The organism is Streptococcus pseudopneumoniae (assembly GCF_001074975.1).
In the GTDB taxonomy this organism is placed as follows: Bacteria; Bacillota; Bacilli; order Lactobacillales; family Streptococcaceae; genus Streptococcus; species Streptococcus pseudopneumoniae_D.
This window is the reverse complement of the sequence record NZ_JUUO01000029.1, coordinates 15,626-33,707: the sequence shown is the minus strand read 5'-3', so window position 1 is coordinate 33,707 and position 18,082 is coordinate 15,626. Positions and strand designations below refer to the sequence as shown.

General features: G+C 41.1%; 19 protein-coding genes. 10 read left to right on the top strand and 9 right to left on the bottom strand.

Translation table 11 applies throughout. The features are described from left to right. Positions 1-41: 41 nt before the first annotated feature. Genes ADI86_RS01565 through ADI86_RS01550 form a run of 4 tightly spaced genes read right to left on the bottom strand, consistent with a single transcriptional unit; the run spans position 42 to position 2,996 of the window. Positions 42-908, bottom strand: a complete 867-nt coding sequence (locus ADI86_RS01565) for a cysteine ABC transporter substrate-binding protein (RefSeq protein ID WP_049531490.1) — start codon at positions 906-908, stop codon at positions 42-44. Positions 909-919: 11 nt separating this feature from the next. After that, positions 920-1,678, bottom strand: a complete 759-nt coding sequence (locus tag ADI86_RS01560; protein ID WP_049531489.1) for an amino acid ABC transporter ATP-binding protein — start codon at positions 1,676-1,678, stop codon at positions 920-922. Continuing rightward, positions 1,679-2,356, bottom strand: coding sequence for an amino acid ABC transporter permease (locus tag ADI86_RS01555; protein WP_049531488.1), 678 nt, complete (start codon positions 2,354-2,356; stop codon positions 1,679-1,681). Further along, positions 2,316-2,996, bottom strand: a complete 681-nt coding sequence (locus tag ADI86_RS01550; RefSeq protein WP_049531487.1) for an amino acid ABC transporter permease — start codon at positions 2,994-2,996, stop codon at positions 2,316-2,318. Before ADI86_RS01550 ends, ADI86_RS01555 begins: the two co-directional genes overlap by 41 nt. A 216-nt stretch (positions 2,997-3,212) precedes the next feature. Between ADI86_RS01550 and lctO the strand changes: the two genes are divergently transcribed. The 6 genes from lctO (at position 3,213) to ADI86_RS01520 (ending at position 10,037) form a co-directional block, all read left to right on the top strand. Then, complete coding sequence (lctO, locus tag ADI86_RS01545) at positions 3,213-4,349, top strand: L-lactate oxidase (protein ID WP_049531486.1); 1,137 nt, start codon at positions 3,213-3,215, stop codon at positions 4,347-4,349. Between the two features lie 168 nt (positions 4,350-4,517). Next, positions 4,518-4,913 carry a CopY/TcrY family copper transport repressor gene (locus ADI86_RS01540; RefSeq protein WP_001167197.1) on the top strand — a complete coding sequence of 132 codons (396 nt, stop codon included), beginning with the start codon at positions 4,518-4,520 and terminating at the stop codon, positions 4,911-4,913. A 10-nt stretch (positions 4,914-4,923) separates the two neighbouring features. Then, positions 4,924-5,295: a cupredoxin domain-containing protein gene (locus ADI86_RS01535; protein ID WP_049511580.1), complete on the top strand. Its 372-nt coding sequence runs from the start codon at positions 4,924-4,926 to the stop codon at positions 5,293-5,295. 9 nt (positions 5,296-5,304) lie between these two features. After that, the gene (locus ADI86_RS01530; protein ID WP_049531485.1) at positions 5,305-7,548 is read left to right on the top strand and encodes a heavy metal translocating P-type ATPase; all 2,244 of its coding nucleotides are present in this window, start codon (positions 5,305-5,307) and stop codon (positions 7,546-7,548) included. Between the two features lie 211 nt (positions 7,549-7,759). Next, complete coding sequence (gene spxB / locus ADI86_RS01525; protein WP_049531484.1) at positions 7,760-9,535, top strand: pyruvate oxidase; 1,776 nt, start codon at positions 7,760-7,762, stop codon at positions 9,533-9,535. 154 nt (positions 9,536-9,689) lie between these two features. Next, complete coding sequence (locus ADI86_RS01520; protein ID WP_049531483.1) at positions 9,690-10,037, top strand: VOC family protein; 348 nt, start codon at positions 9,690-9,692, stop codon at positions 10,035-10,037. A 180-nt stretch (positions 10,038-10,217) separates the two neighbouring features. Here the strand turns inward: ADI86_RS01520 and ADI86_RS01515 are convergent, their stop codons facing one another. Continuing rightward, complete coding sequence (locus tag ADI86_RS01515; RefSeq protein ID WP_049531482.1) at positions 10,218-10,565, bottom strand: lipopolysaccharide assembly protein LapA domain-containing protein; 348 nt, start codon at positions 10,563-10,565, stop codon at positions 10,218-10,220. A 311-nt stretch (positions 10,566-10,876) separates the two neighbouring features. Between ADI86_RS01515 and ADI86_RS01510 the strand changes: the two genes are divergently transcribed. Continuing rightward, a complete protein-coding gene (locus tag ADI86_RS01510) occupies positions 10,877-11,137 on the top strand; it encodes a SemiSWEET family transporter (protein WP_001291475.1) in 261 nt (86 codons plus the stop codon). Positions 11,138-11,395: 258 nt separating this feature from the next. Beyond that, on the top strand, positions 11,396-12,340 hold the full coding sequence (gene manA / locus ADI86_RS01505) for a mannose-6-phosphate isomerase, class I (RefSeq protein WP_049531481.1): 945 nt from the start codon (positions 11,396-11,398) through the stop codon (positions 12,338-12,340). Between the two features lie 41 nt (positions 12,341-12,381). Here the strand turns inward: manA and ADI86_RS01500 are convergent, their stop codons facing one another. Then, positions 12,382-13,722 carry a sodium-dependent transporter gene (locus ADI86_RS01500; protein WP_049531480.1) on the bottom strand — a complete coding sequence of 447 codons (1,341 nt, stop codon included), beginning with the start codon at positions 13,720-13,722 and terminating at the stop codon, positions 12,382-12,384. 247 nt (positions 13,723-13,969) lie between these two features. Here ADI86_RS01500 and ADI86_RS01495 point away from each other — a divergent pair, with 247 nt between their 5' ends. Then, on the top strand, positions 13,970-14,710 hold the full coding sequence (locus ADI86_RS01495; protein WP_049531479.1) for a MerR family transcriptional regulator: 741 nt from the start codon (positions 13,970-13,972) through the stop codon (positions 14,708-14,710). Between the two features lie 41 nt (positions 14,711-14,751). On the opposite strand, the gene ADI86_RS01490 is transcribed toward ADI86_RS01495, so the two are convergent. From ADI86_RS01490 to ADI86_RS01480, 3 genes are read right to left on the bottom strand one after another with little or no spacing between them, the layout of a single operon-like run. After that, on the bottom strand, positions 14,752-15,273 hold the full coding sequence (locus tag ADI86_RS01490; RefSeq protein ID WP_049531478.1) for a DUF1697 domain-containing protein: 522 nt from the start codon (positions 15,271-15,273) through the stop codon (positions 14,752-14,754). Between the two features lie 37 nt (positions 15,274-15,310). Beyond that, positions 15,311-16,489, bottom strand: a complete 1,179-nt coding sequence (locus ADI86_RS01485) for an NAD(P)/FAD-dependent oxidoreductase (protein WP_049531499.1) — start codon at positions 16,487-16,489, stop codon at positions 15,311-15,313. 57 nt (positions 16,490-16,546) lie between these two features. Then, entirely contained in the window at positions 16,547-17,392 is an 846-nt protein-coding gene (locus ADI86_RS01480) for a DegV family protein (RefSeq protein ID WP_049531477.1), read from the bottom strand. Positions 17,393-17,516: 124 nt separating this feature from the next. On the opposite strand from ADI86_RS01480, the gene ADI86_RS01475 reads away from it, so the two are divergent. Then, positions 17,517-18,074: a TetR/AcrR family transcriptional regulator gene (locus ADI86_RS01475; RefSeq protein ID WP_049531476.1), complete on the top strand. Its 558-nt coding sequence runs from the start codon at positions 17,517-17,519 to the stop codon at positions 18,072-18,074. Positions 18,075-18,082 lie beyond the last annotated feature (8 nt).

The window sequence follows — 18,082 nt, the reverse complement described above, 5'->3', positions numbered from 1 at the left end:
ATTACCAGAATTCTAGTCTTGTCCGTTTTTCTTTTTAAAACTTAGTCAACTTTTCCACCTTCAACAACTAGGTCATCTGCTTTAGCAGCGTCACCGTAGGTTGGGTGAAGTGTTTTTTCATAGGCCTTGTGGAAGAAGTTTTCCTTGCCTAATTTTTCAATATCTTTATTGATGAAGTCTAGCAATTCTTGGTTTCCTTTTTGAACTGCTGCTGCGATGGTATCTGGATTACCGAGGGAAGTAATTCCTACTTCAAATCCTTTGTTTTCAAGCGCCCAAGCTAGGACTTCCGTATTGTCAGTAGAGAAGGCATCTCCACGTCCGTCAAGAAGAGCTTGGTAAGAATCACTGTATTGGTCGTATTTTTGGAGTTTGACTTCTGGATGATTCTTTTCAAAATAAGTTTCAGCAGTCGTTCCTTTTGTGACAATCAAGGTTTTACCTTCAAGTTGTTTGACATCTGTAATGAGACTAGTCTTAAGTGATACAACACCAAGAGAGACTTTCATGTATGGAAGGGCAAAATCAACTTGTTTCTTACGTTCGTCAGTTACTGTAAAGTTGGCAAGGGTAATATCCACCTTGTTTGAAATCAAGTATTCCGCACGGTTGGCAGCATCGACTGAAACGTATTTAACCTTCACGCCAAGGTCTTGCGCTAATTGGTTCCCAAGTTCAATATCGTAACCTTGGTAGGAACCATCATTGTCAACGTAGCCAAACGGTTTTTTATCTCCAAACACGGCGATTCGTAGCTCACCGCTTTTTTTGATTTCATCGATTGTGCGAGCCTTGGCAGTGGTTTTACCTGATGATGCACCACCATTTCCACCTGAGCTACAAGCTGTGACAAAGATAAGGGTAAAGGCAAGTGCCAAAACAGTTAAGAGTGGTTTGAATAGTTTCATAAGAATCTCCTTTATAGATATGAGCCAAATTGGCTAAAGTCAAAGACGTTTAAAAATTCCTGAGCTCGTTTGGTTTGCGGATTGGTAAAGAAGGCTTGAGCTGTTCCCTCTTCAGCAATTTTCCCTTGGTCTAGGAAGATAATGCGGTCTGCAATGGCTTGGGCAAACTGCATTTCGTGGGTTACTAAAATCATGGTACGGCCTTCTTGAGCCAAATCATTGATAAGTTCCAGCACCTCACGCACCATTTCTGGATCCAGCGAAGCAGTCACTTCGTCAAAGAGGATAATTTCTGGATGCATGAGAAGGGCACGGACAATTGCAACCCGTTGCTTCTGTCCACCAGATAATTGATGCGCAAAGCTATGTTGTTTATCCAACAATCCGACACGTTCCAGTAGTTTCAGAGCTTCTTCCGTTACTTCCTTCTTGTCGCGACCTTGAGCCTTAATAGGACCTAGGATAAGGTTTTGTAGGACATCCAGATGGGGAAAGAGTTCATAGCTTTGAAAGACCATGCCAATCTTTTGGCGAACGAGGTGAAAGTCTTTCTGATTGCTAATAATGGACTGGCCATCCAGCAGGATATCTCCTCCTTGAATACTTTCTAAACCATTGAGACAGCGAAGTAGCGTGCTTTTACCACAACCAGATGGTCCTAGGATGACGATAACTTCCCCCTTTTTAATATCTAAAGAAAGTCCTTGGAGGATAGGATTGTCTCCGAAGGATTTTTTTAGTTCCTTGATTTCTAAGATAGTTTCAGACATTTAGTTCCTCCAATATTTTTCTAAGTGAGTGGATAGTTTGGAAATAGGAAAGCAGACTGCGAAATATAAGACCAGAATGGTTCCATAAATCCAGAAGGAAGCGGTTGGGATGGTCAGGCGATTGCTATCAATGATTTGTTGCCCAACCTTGGTAACCTCAACAACCCCAATCAAGACAACCAAGGAAGTGGTTTTAATCATCCGAGTAACAAGGTTGATGGCTTGTGGCAGCAGTCTTCTCAAGACTTGAGGGATGATAATGTGGTAGTAGAGTTGCACTTTAGTTAAGCCAAGTGCCTGTCCACTTTCAAACTGATGCTTGGGGAGGGAAGTGATAGCTCCACGAACCAAGTCCCCCATCTCAGCTGTTCCCCAGAGGGTGAAAACAATAATAGCTGAAGTCTCACCTGAGATATTGATATTAAAGTTTCGAGCCAAGCCGAAATAAACGATGAAGAGTAGCACCAGCTGGGGCATGATACGGATAAATTCCAGATACAATCGTGTTAAAAATCGTACGATTCTAGAATGGGAGGTCATGATAACTCCCATGACCGTTCCGAATATCATGGATAAGAGGACAGACAGGATGGATATCCCAATGGTAACGCCCAGTCCCTGTATGATTCTCAGTAGATTATTTCCTTGAAAGAGTACTTGGATTCCCGAATCCTGCATGGCGTAGCCTCCTTTCTATCCAGCTAAAGACCAGTGAGATGGGTAGCAGCAACATCAGATAAGCAGCTACCAACATAGCTAGCGCAATGTCTGTCTCATAGTAGAGCCCAATCAAGTCCTTGGCGACGTACATAAGGTCGGCCAAAGCCACTGCTGAGAAAACAGAGGTCTCCTTGATGAGGAAAATGACATTGGCACTAAAAGACGGTAGAGCAATCGCTGTTGCTTGCGGAAGAACCACATAGCGAAAGACCTGTAGAGGTGTCAGACCGATAGCTAATCCAATCTCCTGCTGGGTTTGACTGACAGCTTCCAGCCCACTTCGGAAAGACTCTGCCATATAGGAGCCTCCTAAAAAGACCAGTCCTAAAGTAGCACAGACTTCTGAAGATAGGACAATCCCGATTCGGGGAAGACCGAAGTAGAGAAAGAAGAGTTGAATCAAAAGGGGCGTATTACGTGACAATTCAATGTAGGCTGTCGCTACTTGCGCCAAAACAGGAATTCGATAATGCCGGATGATACTAACGATTAAACCGAGCAGAAAGGATCCCAAAATTCCCCAAACTGCAATATGCAAGGTTAGAAGGAATGCCTTTTGATATAGTGGTAGATATTGTTCAACAATGGACCAATCCAAAAATAGAACCTCCCATCTAGAAATAATACAGTTATTGTAGCACTTAAAATCTCCTTTGGATAATATGTATTTTTTATTGCCGTTATAAAGATTTTTTATCATAGCCATAATTTTTCTGAAATTTCCAAACAAAATATTTGAAAAGTTTTGAAAAAAGAGTTAAGATATTTTTGTAACATACAAAAGTAAACGCTTACTTATTAAGGAGGACATTTTATGTCATACAAAACAAGCAATGCAGAAGGTCATGTAGATTTCATCAATACCTATGATTTGGAGCCAATGGCGCAACAAGTTATTCCTAAAGCAGCATTTGGCTATATCGCTAGTGGAGCGGAAGATACTTTTACTTTAAGAGAGAATATTCGCGCCTTTAACCACAAACTCATCGTTCCTCATACTCTTTGTAATGTTGAAAATCCAAGTACAGAGATTGAATTTGCTGGTGAAAAACTGTCTTCACCAATCATTATGGCGCCTGTTGCGGCTCATAAATTGGCAAATGAACAGGGTGAAGTGGCGACTGCGCGTGGTGTGCATGAGTTCGGTTCCCTCTATACAACTAGCTCTTACTCTACTGTAGACCTTCCAGAAATTTCGGAAGCCCTTCAAGGGACACCTCATTGGTTCCAATTTTACTTTAGTAAAGATGACGGTATCAACCGCCACATCATGGATCGTGTGAAGGCTGAAGGTTATAAAGCGATTGTCTTGACGGCAGACGCTACTGTAGGGGGTAATCGCGAGGTGGACAAGCGTAATGGTTTTGTCTTCCCAGTTGGCATGCCGATTGTTGAAGAATACCTGCCAGAAGGTGCTGGAAAATCAATGGACTTTGTTTACAAATCAGCGAAACAACGCCTATCTCCACGTGATGTAGAATTCATTGCTGAATACTCAGGATTACCAGTTTACGTTAAAGGACCACAATGCCGTGAGGACGTTGAACGTTCGCTTGCTGCAGGAGCTTCTGGTATCTGGGTAACCAACCACGGTGGTCGTCAAATCGACGGTGGACCAGCTGCCTTTGACTCACTTCAAGAAGTAGCAGAAGCAGTTGACAAACGTGTACCAATCGTCTTTGACTCTGGTGTTCGTCGTGGTCAACACGTCTTTAAAGCCTTGGCATCAGGAGCAGACTTGGTAGCAATTGGCCGCCCTGTCATCTATGGTTTGGCTCTCGGTGGTAGTGTCGGTGTGCGTCAAGTCTTTGAACACTTGAATGCGGAATTGAAGACAGTTATGCAGTTGTCTGGAACTCAGACAATTGAAGATGTCAAACACTTTAAACTTCGTCACAACCCATACAACCCAACCTTCCCAGTTGATCCTCGTGACTTAAAATTGTATTGATAAAACAGTTTGCCTCCACTGAGTGTGGAGGTTTTTGCTTGTGTTTTAATCACCTTTGTAATGAAGATTAAAAAAAGAGAAAGATTCGATTTTTTTAATTGACAAACGTAGATTTTAGGAGTATACTAATAATTGTAATCGACAAATGTAGATTTAGGAGGTGTGATTATGCAGATTTCAGATGCAGAATGGCAGGTCATGAAGATTATTTGGATGCAAGGAGAGCAGACCAGTACGGATTTGATCAGGGTTCTGGCGGAGCGGTTCGACTGGTCCAAGTCAACCATTCAAACTCTTTTGGCTCGTTTGGTTGAGAAAGAGTGTCTGACAAGGAAAAAAGAAGGCAAGTTCTTTGTCTATTCAGCCCTTTTAACTTTGGACCAAAGTCGGGATTTACTTGTCCAAGATATCAAGGACAAGGTTTGTTCTCGTAGGATTAAGAACTTGTTGGCTGATTTGATTGCTGAATGTGATTTTACTCAGGCTGACTTGGAAGACTTGGAAGCTGTGATTTCTGAGAAGAAATCAAGCGCTGTAACAGAAGTAAAATGTAATTGTATGTAAAGGAGACGTCATGTTAAATAGCATTGTAACCATTATTTGTATTGCCCTTATCGCGTTTATCTTGTTTTGGTTTTTCAAAAAGCCTGAAAAATCTGGACAAAAGGCCCAGCAAAAAAAGGGCTATCAAGAGATTCGAGTGGAGGTCATGGGGGGCTATACGCCTGAGTTGATTATCCTCAAGAAATCAGTGCCAGCCCGCATTGTCTTTGACCGCAAGGATCCTTCACCCTGTCTGGACCAAATTGTTTTTCCAGATTTTGGTGTACATGCGGACCTGCCTATGGGGGAAGAGTATGTAGTGGAAATCACACCTGAGCAGGCTGGAGAATTTGGCTTTGCTTGTGGCATGAATATGATGCACGGCAAGATGATTGTAGAATAGGAGAATGATATGACTGAAATTGTAAAAGCAAGTCTTGAAAATGGTGTTCAAAAAATCCGTATCACGGCAGACAAAGGCTACCATCCAGCCCACATTCAACTGCAAAAAGGAGTTCCTGCTGAGATCACCTTTCACCGTGTGACACCTTCAAACTGTTATAAGGAAATTCTATTTGAAGAAGAAGGCATCTTGGAACCAATCGGCGTAGATGAGGAGAAAGTCATTCGATTTACACCTCAAGAATTAGGTCAACATGAATTTTCTTGTGGCATGAAGATGCAAAAGGGGAGTTATACCGTAGTTGAGAAGACTCGAAAATCTCTATCACTTTTACAGCGTTTTTGGATTACTAGTATCTTTACTGTGCCTCTTGTGATTCTCATGATTGGGATGTCGACAGGAGGAATTAGTCACCAAGTTATGCGTTGGGGAACCTTTTTAGCCACAACACCGATTATGCTAGTAGCAGGTGGTCCTTATATCCAAAGTGCTTGGGCTAGTTTTAAAAAGCACAATGCCAACATGGATACCTTGGTTGCTCTGGGAACCCTAGTGGCCTATTTCTATAGCTTAGTTGCCCTCTTCGCTGGTCTCCCCGTTTACTTTGAAAGTGCTGCATTTATCTTCTTCTTCGTTCTTATGGGGGCAGTTTTTGAGGAGAAAATGCGGAAAAATACTTCCCAAGCTGTGGAGAAATTACTTGACTTGCAGGCTAAAACTGCAGAAGTCTTGCGTGAGGATAACTATGTCCAAGTCCCCTTGGAGCAAGTCAAGGTAGGTGACCTGATTCGAGTGCGTCCCGGTGAAAAGATTGCGGTTGATGGTATCGTAGTAGAAGGTGTCTCCAGTATTGATGAGTCTATGGTGACAGGTGAGAGTCTGCCTGTGGATAAGACAGTTGGAGATACTGTGATTGGCTCAACCATCAATAATAGTGGAACGCTTGTTTTTAGAGCAGAAAAAGTTGGTTCAGAGACTGTTTTGGCTCAGATTGTGGATTTTGTGAAGAAAGCTCAGACAAGTCGTGCTCCGATTCAGGACTTGACGGATAAAGTTTCAGGGATTTTTGTTCCAGCAGTTGTCATTTTAGGGATTGTGACCTTTTGGGTTTGGTTTGTCTTGTTGAGAGATAGTGTAGTCGTGCTTGGAGCTAGCTTTGTGTCCTCTCTTCTCTACGGAGTGGCGGTTTTGATTATCGCCTGCCCTTGTGCCTTGGGACTCGCAACACCGACAGCCCTTATGGTAGGGACAGGACGCAGTGCCAAGATGGGAGTTCTCCTCAAAAATGGAATGGTTCTACAGGAAATCCAGAAAGTCCAAACTCTTGTCTTTGATAAGACTGGGACTTTGACGGAAGGGAAGCCTGTGGTAACAGATATCATCGGCGACGAAGTAGAAGTGCTTGGATTGGCAGCCTCCTTGGAAGAAGCTTCTCAACACCCACTGGCTGAAGCCGTTGTGAAACGAGCGAGTGAAGTTGGACTTGAGTTACAAACTGTTGAAAATTTCCAAGCCTTGCACGGAAAAGGTGTTTCAGGGCAAATAGCTGGAAAACAAGTCTTACTTGGAAATGCTAAAATGCTGGATGGCATGGATATTTCTAGCATTTATCAAGAAAAACTAGAAGAACTGGAAAAAGAAGCTAAGACAGTTGTGTTCTTGGCTGTGGACAATGAAATCAAAGGCTTGCTTGCTCTGCAAGATATCCCTAAGGAAAATGCTAAGCTAGCCATCAGTCAGTTGAAAAAACGAGGCCTTAAAACAGTCATGCTGACAGGAGACAATGCAGGTGTGGCGCGTGCTATTGCCGATCAGATCGGAATCGAAGAGGTCATTGCAGGTGTCTTGCCAGAAGAAAAAGCCAACGAAATCCATAAACTACAAGCGGCTGGCAAAGTAGCCTTTGTTGGGGATGGTATCAATGATGCTCCTGCCCTCAGCGTAGCGGATGTGGGAATTGCTATGGGAGCTGGAACAGATATCGCCATCGAGTCAGCAGATTTGGTGTTGACAACTAATAACCTCTTAGGAGTGGTTCGTGCCTTTGACATGAGTAAGAAAACCTTTAATCGCATTTTGCTCAATCTTTTCTGGGCCTTTATTTACAATGTCGTCGGAATTCCGATAGCAGCAGGAGTCTTTTCAGGTGTTGGACTGAGCCTCAATCCAGAACTGGCAGGTCTAGCCATGGCCTTTAGTTCTGTATCTGTTCTGACCAGTTCACTCTTACTAAACTTTAGTAAGATAGACTAAAAGCGGGCTTGCTCACTTTTTATTATAAAACAGACATTAAAAACGTTTCCGAACTGTACTGTAATAGAGAATAAAAACTTCTGAGCAGATTCTTAGTAAAGTAGAATTAAATGTGGTAAATTAGTAGAGTAAAAATTTACTGAAACGTTTTCAGAAACTATATGAAACCTTTTTTAGTAGATTTAAAAATATTTGAAGGAGAGTTATCATTATGACTCAAGGGAAAATTACTGCATCTGCAGCAATGCTCAACGTATTGAAAACATGGGGCGTAGACACTATCTACGGTATCCCATCAGGAACACTCAGCTCATTGATGGACGCTTTGGCTGAAGATAAAGATATCCGCTTCTTGCAAGTTCGCCATGAAGAAACAGGTGCTCTTGCAGCGGTTATGCAAGCTAAATTCGGCGGTTCAATCGGGGTTGCAGTTGGTTCGGGTGGACCTGGTGCAACTCACTTGATTAACGGTGTTTACGATGCAGCTATGGATGACACTCCATTCCTTGCTATCCTTGGATCACGTCCAGTTAATGAATTGAACTTGGATGCCTTCCAAGAATTGAACCAAAATCCAATGTACAACGGTATCGCTGTATACAACAAACGTGTAGCTTACGCAGAGCAATTGCCAAAAGTAATCGACGAAGCTTGCCGTGCTGCAGTTTCTAAAAAAGGTCCAGCTGTTGTTGAAATCCCAGTAAACTTCGGTTTCCAAGAAATCGACGAAAACTCATACTACGGTTCAGGTTCATACGAACGTTCATTCATCGCTCCTGCTTTGAACGAAGTTGAAATCGACAAAGCTGTTGAAATCTTGAATAATGCTGAACGTCCAGTAATCTATGCTGGTTACGGTGGTGTTAAAGCTGGTGAAGTGATTACTGAATTGTCACGTAAAATCAAAGCACCAATCATCACAACTGGTAAAAACTTTGAAGCTTTTGAATGGAACTATGAAGGTTTGACAGGTTCTGCTTACCGTGTTGGTTGGAAACCAGCCAACGAAGTGGTCTTTGAAGCAGACACAGTTCTTTTCCTTGGATCAAACTTCCCATTTGCTGAAGTATACGAAGCATTCAAAAACACTGAAAAATTCATCCAAGTCGATATCGACCCTTACAAACTTGGTAAACGTCACGCCCTTGACGCTTCAATCCTTGGTGATGCAGGTCAAGCAGCTAAAGCTATCCTTGACAAAGTGAACCCAGTTGAATCTACTCCATGGTGGCGTGCAAACGTTAAGAACAACCAAAACTGGCGTGATTACATGAACAAACTCGAAGGTAAAACTGAGGGTGAATTGCAATTGTATCAAGTTTACAATGCAATCAACAAACATGCTGATCAAGATGCTATCTACTCAATCGACGTAGGTGACACTACTCAAACATCTACTCGTCACCTTCACATGACACCTAAGAACATGTGGCGTACATCTCCACTCTTTGCGACAATGGGTATTGCCCTTCCTGGTGGTATTGCTGCTAAGAAAGACAATCCAGATCGCCAAGTATGGAACATCATGGGTGACGGTGCATTCAACATGTGCTACCCAGACGTTATCACAAACGTTCAATACGACCTTCCAGTTATCAATGTTGTCTTCTCAAATGGTAAATATGCCTTCATCAAGGACAAATACGAAGACACAAACAAACACTTGTTTGGTTGTGACTTCACTAATGCTGACTATGCGAAAATCGCTGAAGCGCAAGGTGCTGTAGGGTTCACTGTAAACCGTATCGAAGATATCGATGCAGTTGTTGCAGAAGCTGTTAAATTGAACAAAGAAGGTAAAACTGTTGTTATCGATGCTCACATCACTCCACACCGTCCACTTCCAGTAGAAGTACTTGAATTGGATCCAAAACTTCACTCAGAAGAAGCAATCAAAGCCTTCAAGGAAAAATACGAAGCAGAAGAACTCGTACCATTCCGTCTCTTCTTGGAAGAAGAAGGTTTGCAATCACGCGCAATTAAATAATTTCTCACGTCGAAAATCAAATGTAAACTGTGTTATCTTTACCTTGCCGTACGACAGTACTGCCTGCGGTTCGATGTCTTGTTTATTCTTTGATTTTCATAGAGAGGAACTTGAAAAGATCGGAGCAATTCGGTCTTTTTCTGGAGGATAGTAAATGAATTTAAATCAATTAGATATTATTGTTTCAGATGTTCCCCAAGTCTGTGCCGACTTGGAGCGTATTTTGGATAAAAAAGCTGATTATGTTGACGACAGTTTTGCTCAGTTTACGATTGGTAGTCACTGTCTTATGTTGTCTCAAAATCATTTGATTCCTTTGGACGATTTTCAGTCAGGAATCATTCTTCACATTGAGGTTGAGGATGTAGAGCAGAACTACCAACGGTTGAAAGATCTTGGTATCCAGATTTTAAATGGCCCAGCTGTAACTGATTGGGGAACAGAGTCCTTATTAGTTAAAGGACCTGCGGGCCTAGTGCTTGATTTTTATCGTATGAAATAAGGGGCTTAGTCATTTGAAGATGACCTTAACTATTCTTAAAATAGAATGTGAGAATATGAACTATTGAAAGATCGGAGCAATCCGGTCTTTTTTGTATTTATGCGACTTTCAGTCCGTCTCGCTCCGTTAGGTGCGAGACAAAAAACCACCCGTTTTCACGGGTGGTTATGATTTCTACACTTATTGTTTGGCTTGTTGTTTTAATTGTTGCACCTGTTCTTTGTACTGGTGGACAAGCTCCTTGTCTTTTTTATGGATAGTCGCTTCTGCTTCAGCAATGCGGCCTTTCAGCTCTTGGGTCTTGCCATGGTGATAGCTAATACCAATAGCACTACCAGCAATGAACCCGATTACTAGACAAGTAAAAATCACCAAAATCAAGGGAGCAGATAGTTTTGTAAAGACAAGACTGACAGCTACTGTTTGACGATTGAGCAGACCAAAGCAGGTCACAATGACTAATAAGCTCAAACCGCCAATTAGATAAGCCTTTTTTTTCAGTGTCAATTCATTAAATTTTTTTAACATAAGTTCCTTTTTCCTGACTATGTTGATAGAAAACTACACACCATATAGGCAGTAACAAAGGTGATTATACTAGAAAATTTCGATACTGTCAATAATTTCTAACGGCTTATTTACCATCAATCAATTGATTCATTGAAAAGGAGTATTCATTTTCTAATATTTGATTGACTGAACAGATCGGGGCAATTCGGTCTTTTTCTTATCATAAGATTGTGATAGTTTACATCTTTATAACAAAAGTTTTAAAGACTTGATTGTTTTGAAGGGATATTATAAAATAAGATTCAGTAAAAATGAAAGAGGATTTGAAAATGTCCGAAAAACAAATGAAAGTTTTGGGTTGGGTAGCGACCTTCATGTCTGTTATGATGTATGTGTCTTACTTCCCACAAATTATGAACAATCTGGCTGGTCAAAAAGGAAATTTCATCCAGCCCTTGGTTGCAGCGATCAACTGCAGTCTGTGGGTCTACTACGGTCTTTTCAAAAAAGAAAGAGATATTCCTCTTGCAGCAGCGAATGCACCAGGTATTATTTTTGGCCTTGTGACGGCTATTACAGCTTTGATTTAAAAAGAAGACTGGTTACAGTTTTGTTCGTTTATGAAAATAGATGCTTCATTAAAGTAATTTTTGAATGAGAGTTGGGGGAAAAAGTCCAGTGACAGCTAGTTTTACGAGAGTCTTTTATGTTCGTCTCTATTAAAGAAAAAAGTATATCGTTACTATTTTTATAAAATCTTCTCTCTACTTTATAAGATATGAAAAAGAGTTCAACTGGAACTCTTTTTTTGCTATAATGAGGGGAGAAAAATCAGACAGGAGATTGACATGTCAGAACCATTATTTTTACAATCAGTTATGCAAGAAAAAATTTGGGGTGGAACCAAGCTACGTGATGAGTTTGGCTACGACATCCCAAGTGAAAAAATCGGAGAATACTGGGCTATCTCGGCTCATCCAAATGGCGTTTCAAAGGTGGCTAATAGTCGTTTTGAGGGAACAGACCTAGCTACTTTGTATGCGGAACACCGTGAATTGTTTGGCAATCGTCCAGAACCTGTATTTCCACTTTTGACCAAAATCCTCGATGCCAACGACTGGCTCAGCGTCCAAGTTCACCCAGACGATGTTTATGGACTCGAGCATGAAGGCGAACTTGGAAAAACAGAATGCTGGTATATCATCACAGCGGACGAAGGTTCAGAGATTATCTACGGTCATAATGCCAAGTCAAAAGAAGAACTCCGTCAGCAAATCGAGGACAAGAACTGGGATAGTTTATTGACAAAAGTACCAGTTAAAGCTGGAGATTTCTTTTATGTACCAAGTGGAACCATGCACGCTATCGGTGCTGGTATCTTGATTCTTGAAACCCAGCAATCTAGCGATACCACCTATCGCGTCTATGACTTTGACCGCAAGGATGACAAGGGCAACTTGCGTGAACTTCACCTTGAAAAATCTATTGATGTTTTAAACATTGGTGAACCAGCAAACAGCCGTCCTGTGACTGTCAAAGCTGATGATTTACGTTCCACTCTCCTTGTATCCAATGATTTCTTCGCAGTTTACAAGTGGGAAATCACTGGAAAAGTTGACTTCGAAAAGACAGCTGACTACAGCTTGTTAAGTGTTTTGGCTGGTCAAGGTCAATTGACTGTTGACGGAAAAAACTACCCAATCCAAAAAGGTAGCCACTTTATCCTACCAAGTGATGTTGAAGCTTGGACCCTAGAAGGGCAAGATTTGGAATTGATTGTTAGTCATCCATAAAAAAAGAAAGGGCCTGAGTTCACTACTCAAGTCCTTTTTGATTACATAAATTGTGCGATAAAGACCACAATGATGATGATTGGAATGATAAAGCGAAGAAGGAAGAGCCAGACTTGGAAAAGTCCCTGTTTCCATGCTGTTTCATCAAGATGCAGTTCCTCAATGGCAAGAGCCTTTTTGAAGATGTAGCCTGTAAAGAGTGAAAGGCAGAGAGCTCCAAATGGCATGAGGAGATTGGAAACCAAGAAATCCATAGCGTCAAAGAAGGTCTTCCCAAAGATGTGAACATCCGCCATAACACCATAAGATAGGGCTGAAGGAATTCCAAAGACAAAGGTCAAGATTCCCAAAATCACACTCCACTTGGCACGCTTACTGTTATCCTGATTGGTGATATTGCCCACATTGATTTCCAGCATCACGACAGAAGAAGTGACCGTCGCAAAGAGGAAGAGCAAGAGGAAGAGGATGTAGAAAATGGTTCCAAAAGGCATCTTGTCAAAGAGTTGAGGCAAGACGATAAAGAGTAAGCTCGGCCCCCCTTCAGACTGGATATTGAAGGCTGACATAGCTGGGAAAATGGCTAGACCTGCCATGATGGATACTGAGATGTTCATGGCTACAATGGAAATCCCTGACTGGACCAGATTGGTTTTCTTATCCAAGTAAGAAGCATAGGTCAGCATGGCTGTAACCCATAGTGAGAGGGCAAAGAAAGATTGTCCCAGAGCATAGAGGAGACCAGCACTGGTCAGTTTTGAAAAGTCTGGTTTGAGGAAGTAAAGAACGCCTTCCAAGGCATTTGGCAAACTGAGAGAGCGCCCGATGATGACAACAAAGATGATAAAGAGCAGGGGCATCATAACCTTAGATGCTCTTTCAATCCCTTTTTGAACCCCACGTGATACAATAAAGATATTCAATAAGATAAAGGCTGCTTGAGCTCCAAGCGCAGTGGCTGGATTTGAAATGATGGAAGTAAATAACTGAGCATAATCACCAGTTCCGCTAAGTTGGAACAATTTCCCAAACTCAATGCCTAAATAGACTAAAATCCATCCTCCAATAACACTGTAGAAAGATAAGAGGATAAAGAGGGCAAAGGCACCAATCCAACCGATCAAGTTATACTTGCTATTTTTGCCGAGTTTTCCAAAGGTTTTAATCCCAGAGACACCAGCGCTTCGGCCGAGGGCGAATTCAGCAAGGAGAAGTGGGAAACCGATCAAAATAGTGGATATGAGAAAGACCAGTAAAAATCCTCCTCCGCCATTAGCAGCAGTCATGTAGGGGAATTTCCAAACGGCACCAAGTCCGATGGCTGAACCAGCAGATGCTAGGATAAAGCCCAGTTTAGAACCCCATTGCGATTTTTCAGACATAGTTAAACTCCTAAAATTAGTGTTACAAAAGAAAAAGCCACTGCCCTTGGCAAATAGCCTCATAAGTACTCAAACTGAGCGTTTCTTTTGATTGATAGACTTGACTATCCTATCATGTTTTCTAAGGTCTGGCAAGAAAACCATTTTCAAGCTTTCACACCTTCTTTAAAAAGTTTAAAAAATTTCACAAAAACGCTTGACTCTGACCTAAGGGGAGGGGTTATACTATCAACGCAAGGAGGAAATCATGTACCATATCAAAGAAGCTGCGCAGCTTTCAGGTGTCTCTGTCAAGACCCTGCACCACTACGATAAGATAGGTCTTCTGGTTCCCATAAAGTCGGAAAACGGCTATCGAATCTACAGTAAAGAGGATTTGGAACGCCTTCAGGTCATTCTTTACTACAAATATCTAGGTTTTTCTTTAGATAAAATAGCAGAGCTACTAAAGGAAGATAGATCAGATTTGTTGCCTCACTTGACCAGACAGTTGGACTATTTGACTCGAGAAAGGCAACATCTGGATAGCTTGATTTCCACCTTGCAAAAAACCATTCAAGAACAAAAAGGAGAAAGAGAAATGAGTATCCAAGAAAAATTCGCAGGATTTAACTACCAAGACCATCAAAAATACCACCAAGAGGCGGTAGAGAAATATGGACAAGAAGTGATGGACCAAGCACTAGAGCGCCAAAAAGGTCACGAAGACGAAGCTACGGCTGCCTTCAACCAAGTTTTTCGAACCTTGGCACAAAATCTTCAAGCTGGTTTACCTGCAACAGCAACTGAAAACCAAGAGCAGGCAGCCAAGCTCTTGCAATCCATCCGTACTTATGGATTTGATTGTTCTGTTGAGGTATTCGGCCATATCGGCAAAGGCTATGTCTATAATCCAGAGTTTAAGGAAAATATTGATAAATTTGGAACTGGTACTGCCCAGTACACATCAGATGTCATTGCTTACTATGTCCAAACTAAGACAAAATAAAATCGGAGGAGTAATCTTCCGATTTTTACTAAATTCAAATACTACTTACTTAATAATTTTTCTACTACATTCAGTTTTCGCATGGTCAAATCTACATTAAAAAGTTTTTCAAGATAGTTGGTATTAAGTTTCTTTTGTTTTGCAGTTCTAGGGAGATAGAGGTAAAGGCAATGGTTACCGATACAAATTTCTTCTTCACCGTAATCAATTTTTAATTTTTCTAAGGGGAGACTTTGGATATCATTTTGAAAAAGAATCACATGTATTCGGTCATAAAGATAGTGTTCTCTAAATGGGTTTTCTTGGACAATTTTCGTAAAATCACTTTTGCTCTTGATTACCATTTTTAAGTCAGCACCAATTTTATCCTTTATTAGAGTGTGAATCTGTTCTCGTATTTCTTCTAGGGACAAATCACTTTCAAGAATGATATTTCCGCTTTGAATATAAGTTCGAACTTGTTGAAAACCAGCTTCTGTTAAAATATCTACCAAATAAGACATTTTCGGGATAGCATTTTTTTCATTAGGAGTAACACCTCTTAGTAAAATAATATGTTCCAAAGGACTTCCTTTCTTATTTGGTATTTTAGTCATTCAATTATTTATATATTTGATTTGAGCCTGCTACCCAGCCAGTGCAGAGGGCAGAAGTGATGTTAAAGCCACCCGTGTGGGCGTTGATATCAAGTACTTCACCTGCAAAGTGAAGGCCAGGAACTAATTTGCTTTCCAGCGTTTTGGGATTAATTTCCTTGAGACTGACACCACCTTTAGTTACAAAAGATTTTGCTAGCGACATCTTGCCAGTTACAGGGATTTTGAGAGATTTGATAGACTGGATAAGTTGCTCACGTTCCTTTTCAGTTAGCTGTTTGACTTTTTCAGGATATCCTTGAATAAAGAATTCTGCTAAACGTTCTGGTAACAAGGTTTTTAAAGCATTTTTTAGAGATTTTTCCCGATTTTCTTGTAAAAATACAACCAAGTCCTTCTCAGAAAGTTGAGGTAAGACATCCAGTGAGAGAACTTCGCCACCCTTGACAAAGCTGGACATACGTAGGGTAGCAGGACCGGATAGACCAAAGTGTGTAAAGAGTAAATCGTGAGTGATGACATGCTTGCCATAACTTAGGGTTACATCGTCCAGCGAAATCCCCTGCAAGGCTTTGTGTGGAAAATCTGTCAACAAAGGACTTTCAGCGGCCTCGAGTTCGGTAATGGTATGTTTGAAGTGGCGAGCAATCTCATGGCCAAAACCAGTCGAACCAGTCGAAGGATAGGATTTTCCGCCAGTTGTGACAACCAATTTATCACAAGTGAAGGTTTGGTTAGCTGATTTAAGAACAAACTGGTCATCTACTTTTTTAACCGAAACAATCTCTGTTTGAGTAGCAACTTGGCCACCTAACTCAGTAATTTTCTTCTCTAAGGCCTCGATAATGGTACGAGATTTGTCGCTATCAGGAAAGACGCGGCCGTGGTCTTCGACCTTAAGTTTAACACCATTTTCTGTAAAAAAGTTGATGATATCATGGTTATCAAACTGGGAAAAAACACTGTATAGAAAGCGACCATTTCCAGGAATTCCAGCTAATAGGTCGTCTAGAGTTCCGTTGTTAGTTACATTGCAGCGTCCCCCACCAGTCCCAGCTAGTTTTTTTCCAAGTTTCCGATTTTTTTCGATGAGGAGGGTTTTCTGTCCATAAAAGCTACTGGAAATCGTAGCCATCATACCGGCAGGTCCTCCACCGATAACAATAGTATCAAAATGTTTCATAGCTCTATTGTACCACAAAAAAACAAGAGATGAAGTCACCTCTTGTCAAGAATGCAATTAATTAATTTCATATCCCATCAGCAAACCACCATCTTCTGCATAAAAACTGCAAAGACCAGAGGTTGGGAGAATTTTGATATCCGCTTGTGGGAAGGTTTCACGGATTCGCTCTGAAAGCTGTTGGCAACATTTCTCGTTATTTCGTTGAGCCATGACAATACGACCACCAGCATATCCTGCTTTCACTAACTCTTCATAGGCTGCCTGAATCGATTTCTTTGGTCCTCGTGCTTTTTGTAGCAATTCGAGGGTTCCAGTTTCACTAGCTTCTCCAACCATACGGATATTGAGAAGGCCAACGACTGTACCGATAAGCTTGCTCAAACGGCCGTTCTTCACCAAGTTATCTACTTTGGCTAGGACAAAGAGCAACTTGGTTTTTTCTTGGTAGGCGGTGATAGCTTCAACCACTTCTTCAAAAGATAAGCCTTGGTCAATCAAATCATTTAATTTTTCTACGAGCAAGTCAACTTCTCCACCAGCAGACAAACTATCAATTACATGAATTTTAGTATCAGGATGTTCTTCCAGATAAATATTCTTGGCTAGTTGAGCACTATTGTGGCTGCCAGAAAGAGTACCTGTGATAGTTACTAGGAAAATATTTTTTGCTCCTTCAAATGCTTGCAAATAATCATCTGGGCTTGGACAAGCTGATTTTGAAGCTTCTGCAGTTGCATACATGGTTTCCATCATTTGATCAATATCAAGACTGGCATCATCAATAAAGATTTGATCAGCTACTTGAATGGTTAAGGGAACACTTACAAAGGTTGTGTCAATAGCTGGTGTTGGCAGTTGACGATAATCACAACCAGAGTCAGCAATAATCTTCCAAGTCATAGAAATTCTCCATCTTTGTCAGTTATACATTGACAAAGGTTCTGTCTTTTTTTACAATTATATCATGAAAACCCTTGAAACAAAAGCCTCATCCGTCTGTTGTGACAAGAAGAAAGAAAATGTTATGTCTGAACGTAGAATCTCCGAAAAATCTCTTGAAAATCTCAGAAAATCAAACCAGGAATCCAATTTAATAACCAGAGAAGCCATTGAAACAGCCCTCTTGCAGCTCTTGGAAAAAAAGGACTTGACCAAGATTAGTATTTCTGAATTGGTCAAACGTGCAGGCGTTTCTCGTGCGGCCTTTTATCGCAATTATGATTCCAAAGAGGAGATTTTAGAAAGTGTCTTTAAACGAACTGTCCACAATATTATGGAACAGTTGCATCATTATGATTTAAAGACAGACCTTTATCTGGTCTGGGTTCACCTTTTCCGAGAAGCAAGAAAGGAAGCCAGAGTGATTCAATTAGCCTTAGATTATCATTTGGAAAAAATCTTTGTCCAAGCTATGCAGGAATTTCTAGAAAAATACCATGGAAAATCAAAAGGTGTCAGCTCTTATCTTCATTCCTTTTGGAGCTCAGCCATCGTCTCTGTCCTTCTAAAATGGATCAAGGATGGCATGAAAGTACCTGCTGAAAAGATTGCGGATTTACGGTTACCATTTTTAAAAAAATAGAGAAAAAG

Bases quoted from the DNA above. Each gene is read 5' to 3' on its own strand.
- ADI86_RS01565 (WP_049531490.1), bottom strand. From the start codon at position 908: ATGAAACTATTCAAACCACTCTTAACTGTTTTGGCACTTGCCTTTACC.
- ADI86_RS01560 (WP_049531489.1), bottom strand. From the start codon at position 1,678: ATGTCTGAAACTATCTTAGAAATCAAGGAACTAAAAAAATCCTTCGGA.
- ADI86_RS01555 (WP_049531488.1), bottom strand. From the start codon at position 2,356: ATGCAGGATTCGGGAATCCAAGTACTCTTTCAAGGAAATAATCTACTG.
- lctO (WP_049531486.1), top strand. From the start codon at position 3,213: ATGTCATACAAAACAAGCAATGCAGAAGGTCATGTAGATTTCATCAAT.
- ADI86_RS01540 (WP_001167197.1), top strand. From the start codon at position 4,518: ATGCAGATTTCAGATGCAGAATGGCAGGTCATGAAGATTATTTGGATG.
- ADI86_RS01535 (WP_049511580.1), top strand. From the start codon at position 4,924: ATGTTAAATAGCATTGTAACCATTATTTGTATTGCCCTTATCGCGTTT.
- ADI86_RS01530 (WP_049531485.1), top strand. From the start codon at position 5,305: ATGACTGAAATTGTAAAAGCAAGTCTTGAAAATGGTGTTCAAAAAATC.
- spxB (WP_049531484.1), top strand. From the start codon at position 7,760: ATGACTCAAGGGAAAATTACTGCATCTGCAGCAATGCTCAACGTATTG.
- ADI86_RS01520 (WP_049531483.1), top strand. From the start codon at position 9,690: ATGAATTTAAATCAATTAGATATTATTGTTTCAGATGTTCCCCAAGTC.
- ADI86_RS01515 (WP_049531482.1), bottom strand. From the start codon at position 10,565: ATGTTAAAAAAATTTAATGAATTGACACTGAAAAAAAAGGCTTATCTA.
- ADI86_RS01510 (WP_001291475.1), top strand. From the start codon at position 10,877: ATGTCCGAAAAACAAATGAAAGTTTTGGGTTGGGTAGCGACCTTCATG.
- manA (WP_049531481.1), top strand. From the start codon at position 11,396: ATGTCAGAACCATTATTTTTACAATCAGTTATGCAAGAAAAAATTTGG.
- ADI86_RS01500 (WP_049531480.1), bottom strand. From the start codon at position 13,722: ATGTCTGAAAAATCGCAATGGGGTTCTAAACTGGGCTTTATCCTAGCA.
- ADI86_RS01495 (WP_049531479.1), top strand. From the start codon at position 13,970: ATGTACCATATCAAAGAAGCTGCGCAGCTTTCAGGTGTCTCTGTCAAG.
- ADI86_RS01485 (WP_049531499.1), bottom strand. From the start codon at position 16,489: ATGAAACATTTTGATACTATTGTTATCGGTGGAGGACCTGCCGGTATG.
- ADI86_RS01480 (WP_049531477.1), bottom strand. From the start codon at position 17,392: ATGACTTGGAAGATTATTGCTGACTCTGGTTGTGATTATCGTCAACTG.
- ADI86_RS01475 (WP_049531476.1), top strand. From the start codon at position 17,517: ATGTCTGAACGTAGAATCTCCGAAAAATCTCTTGAAAATCTCAGAAAA.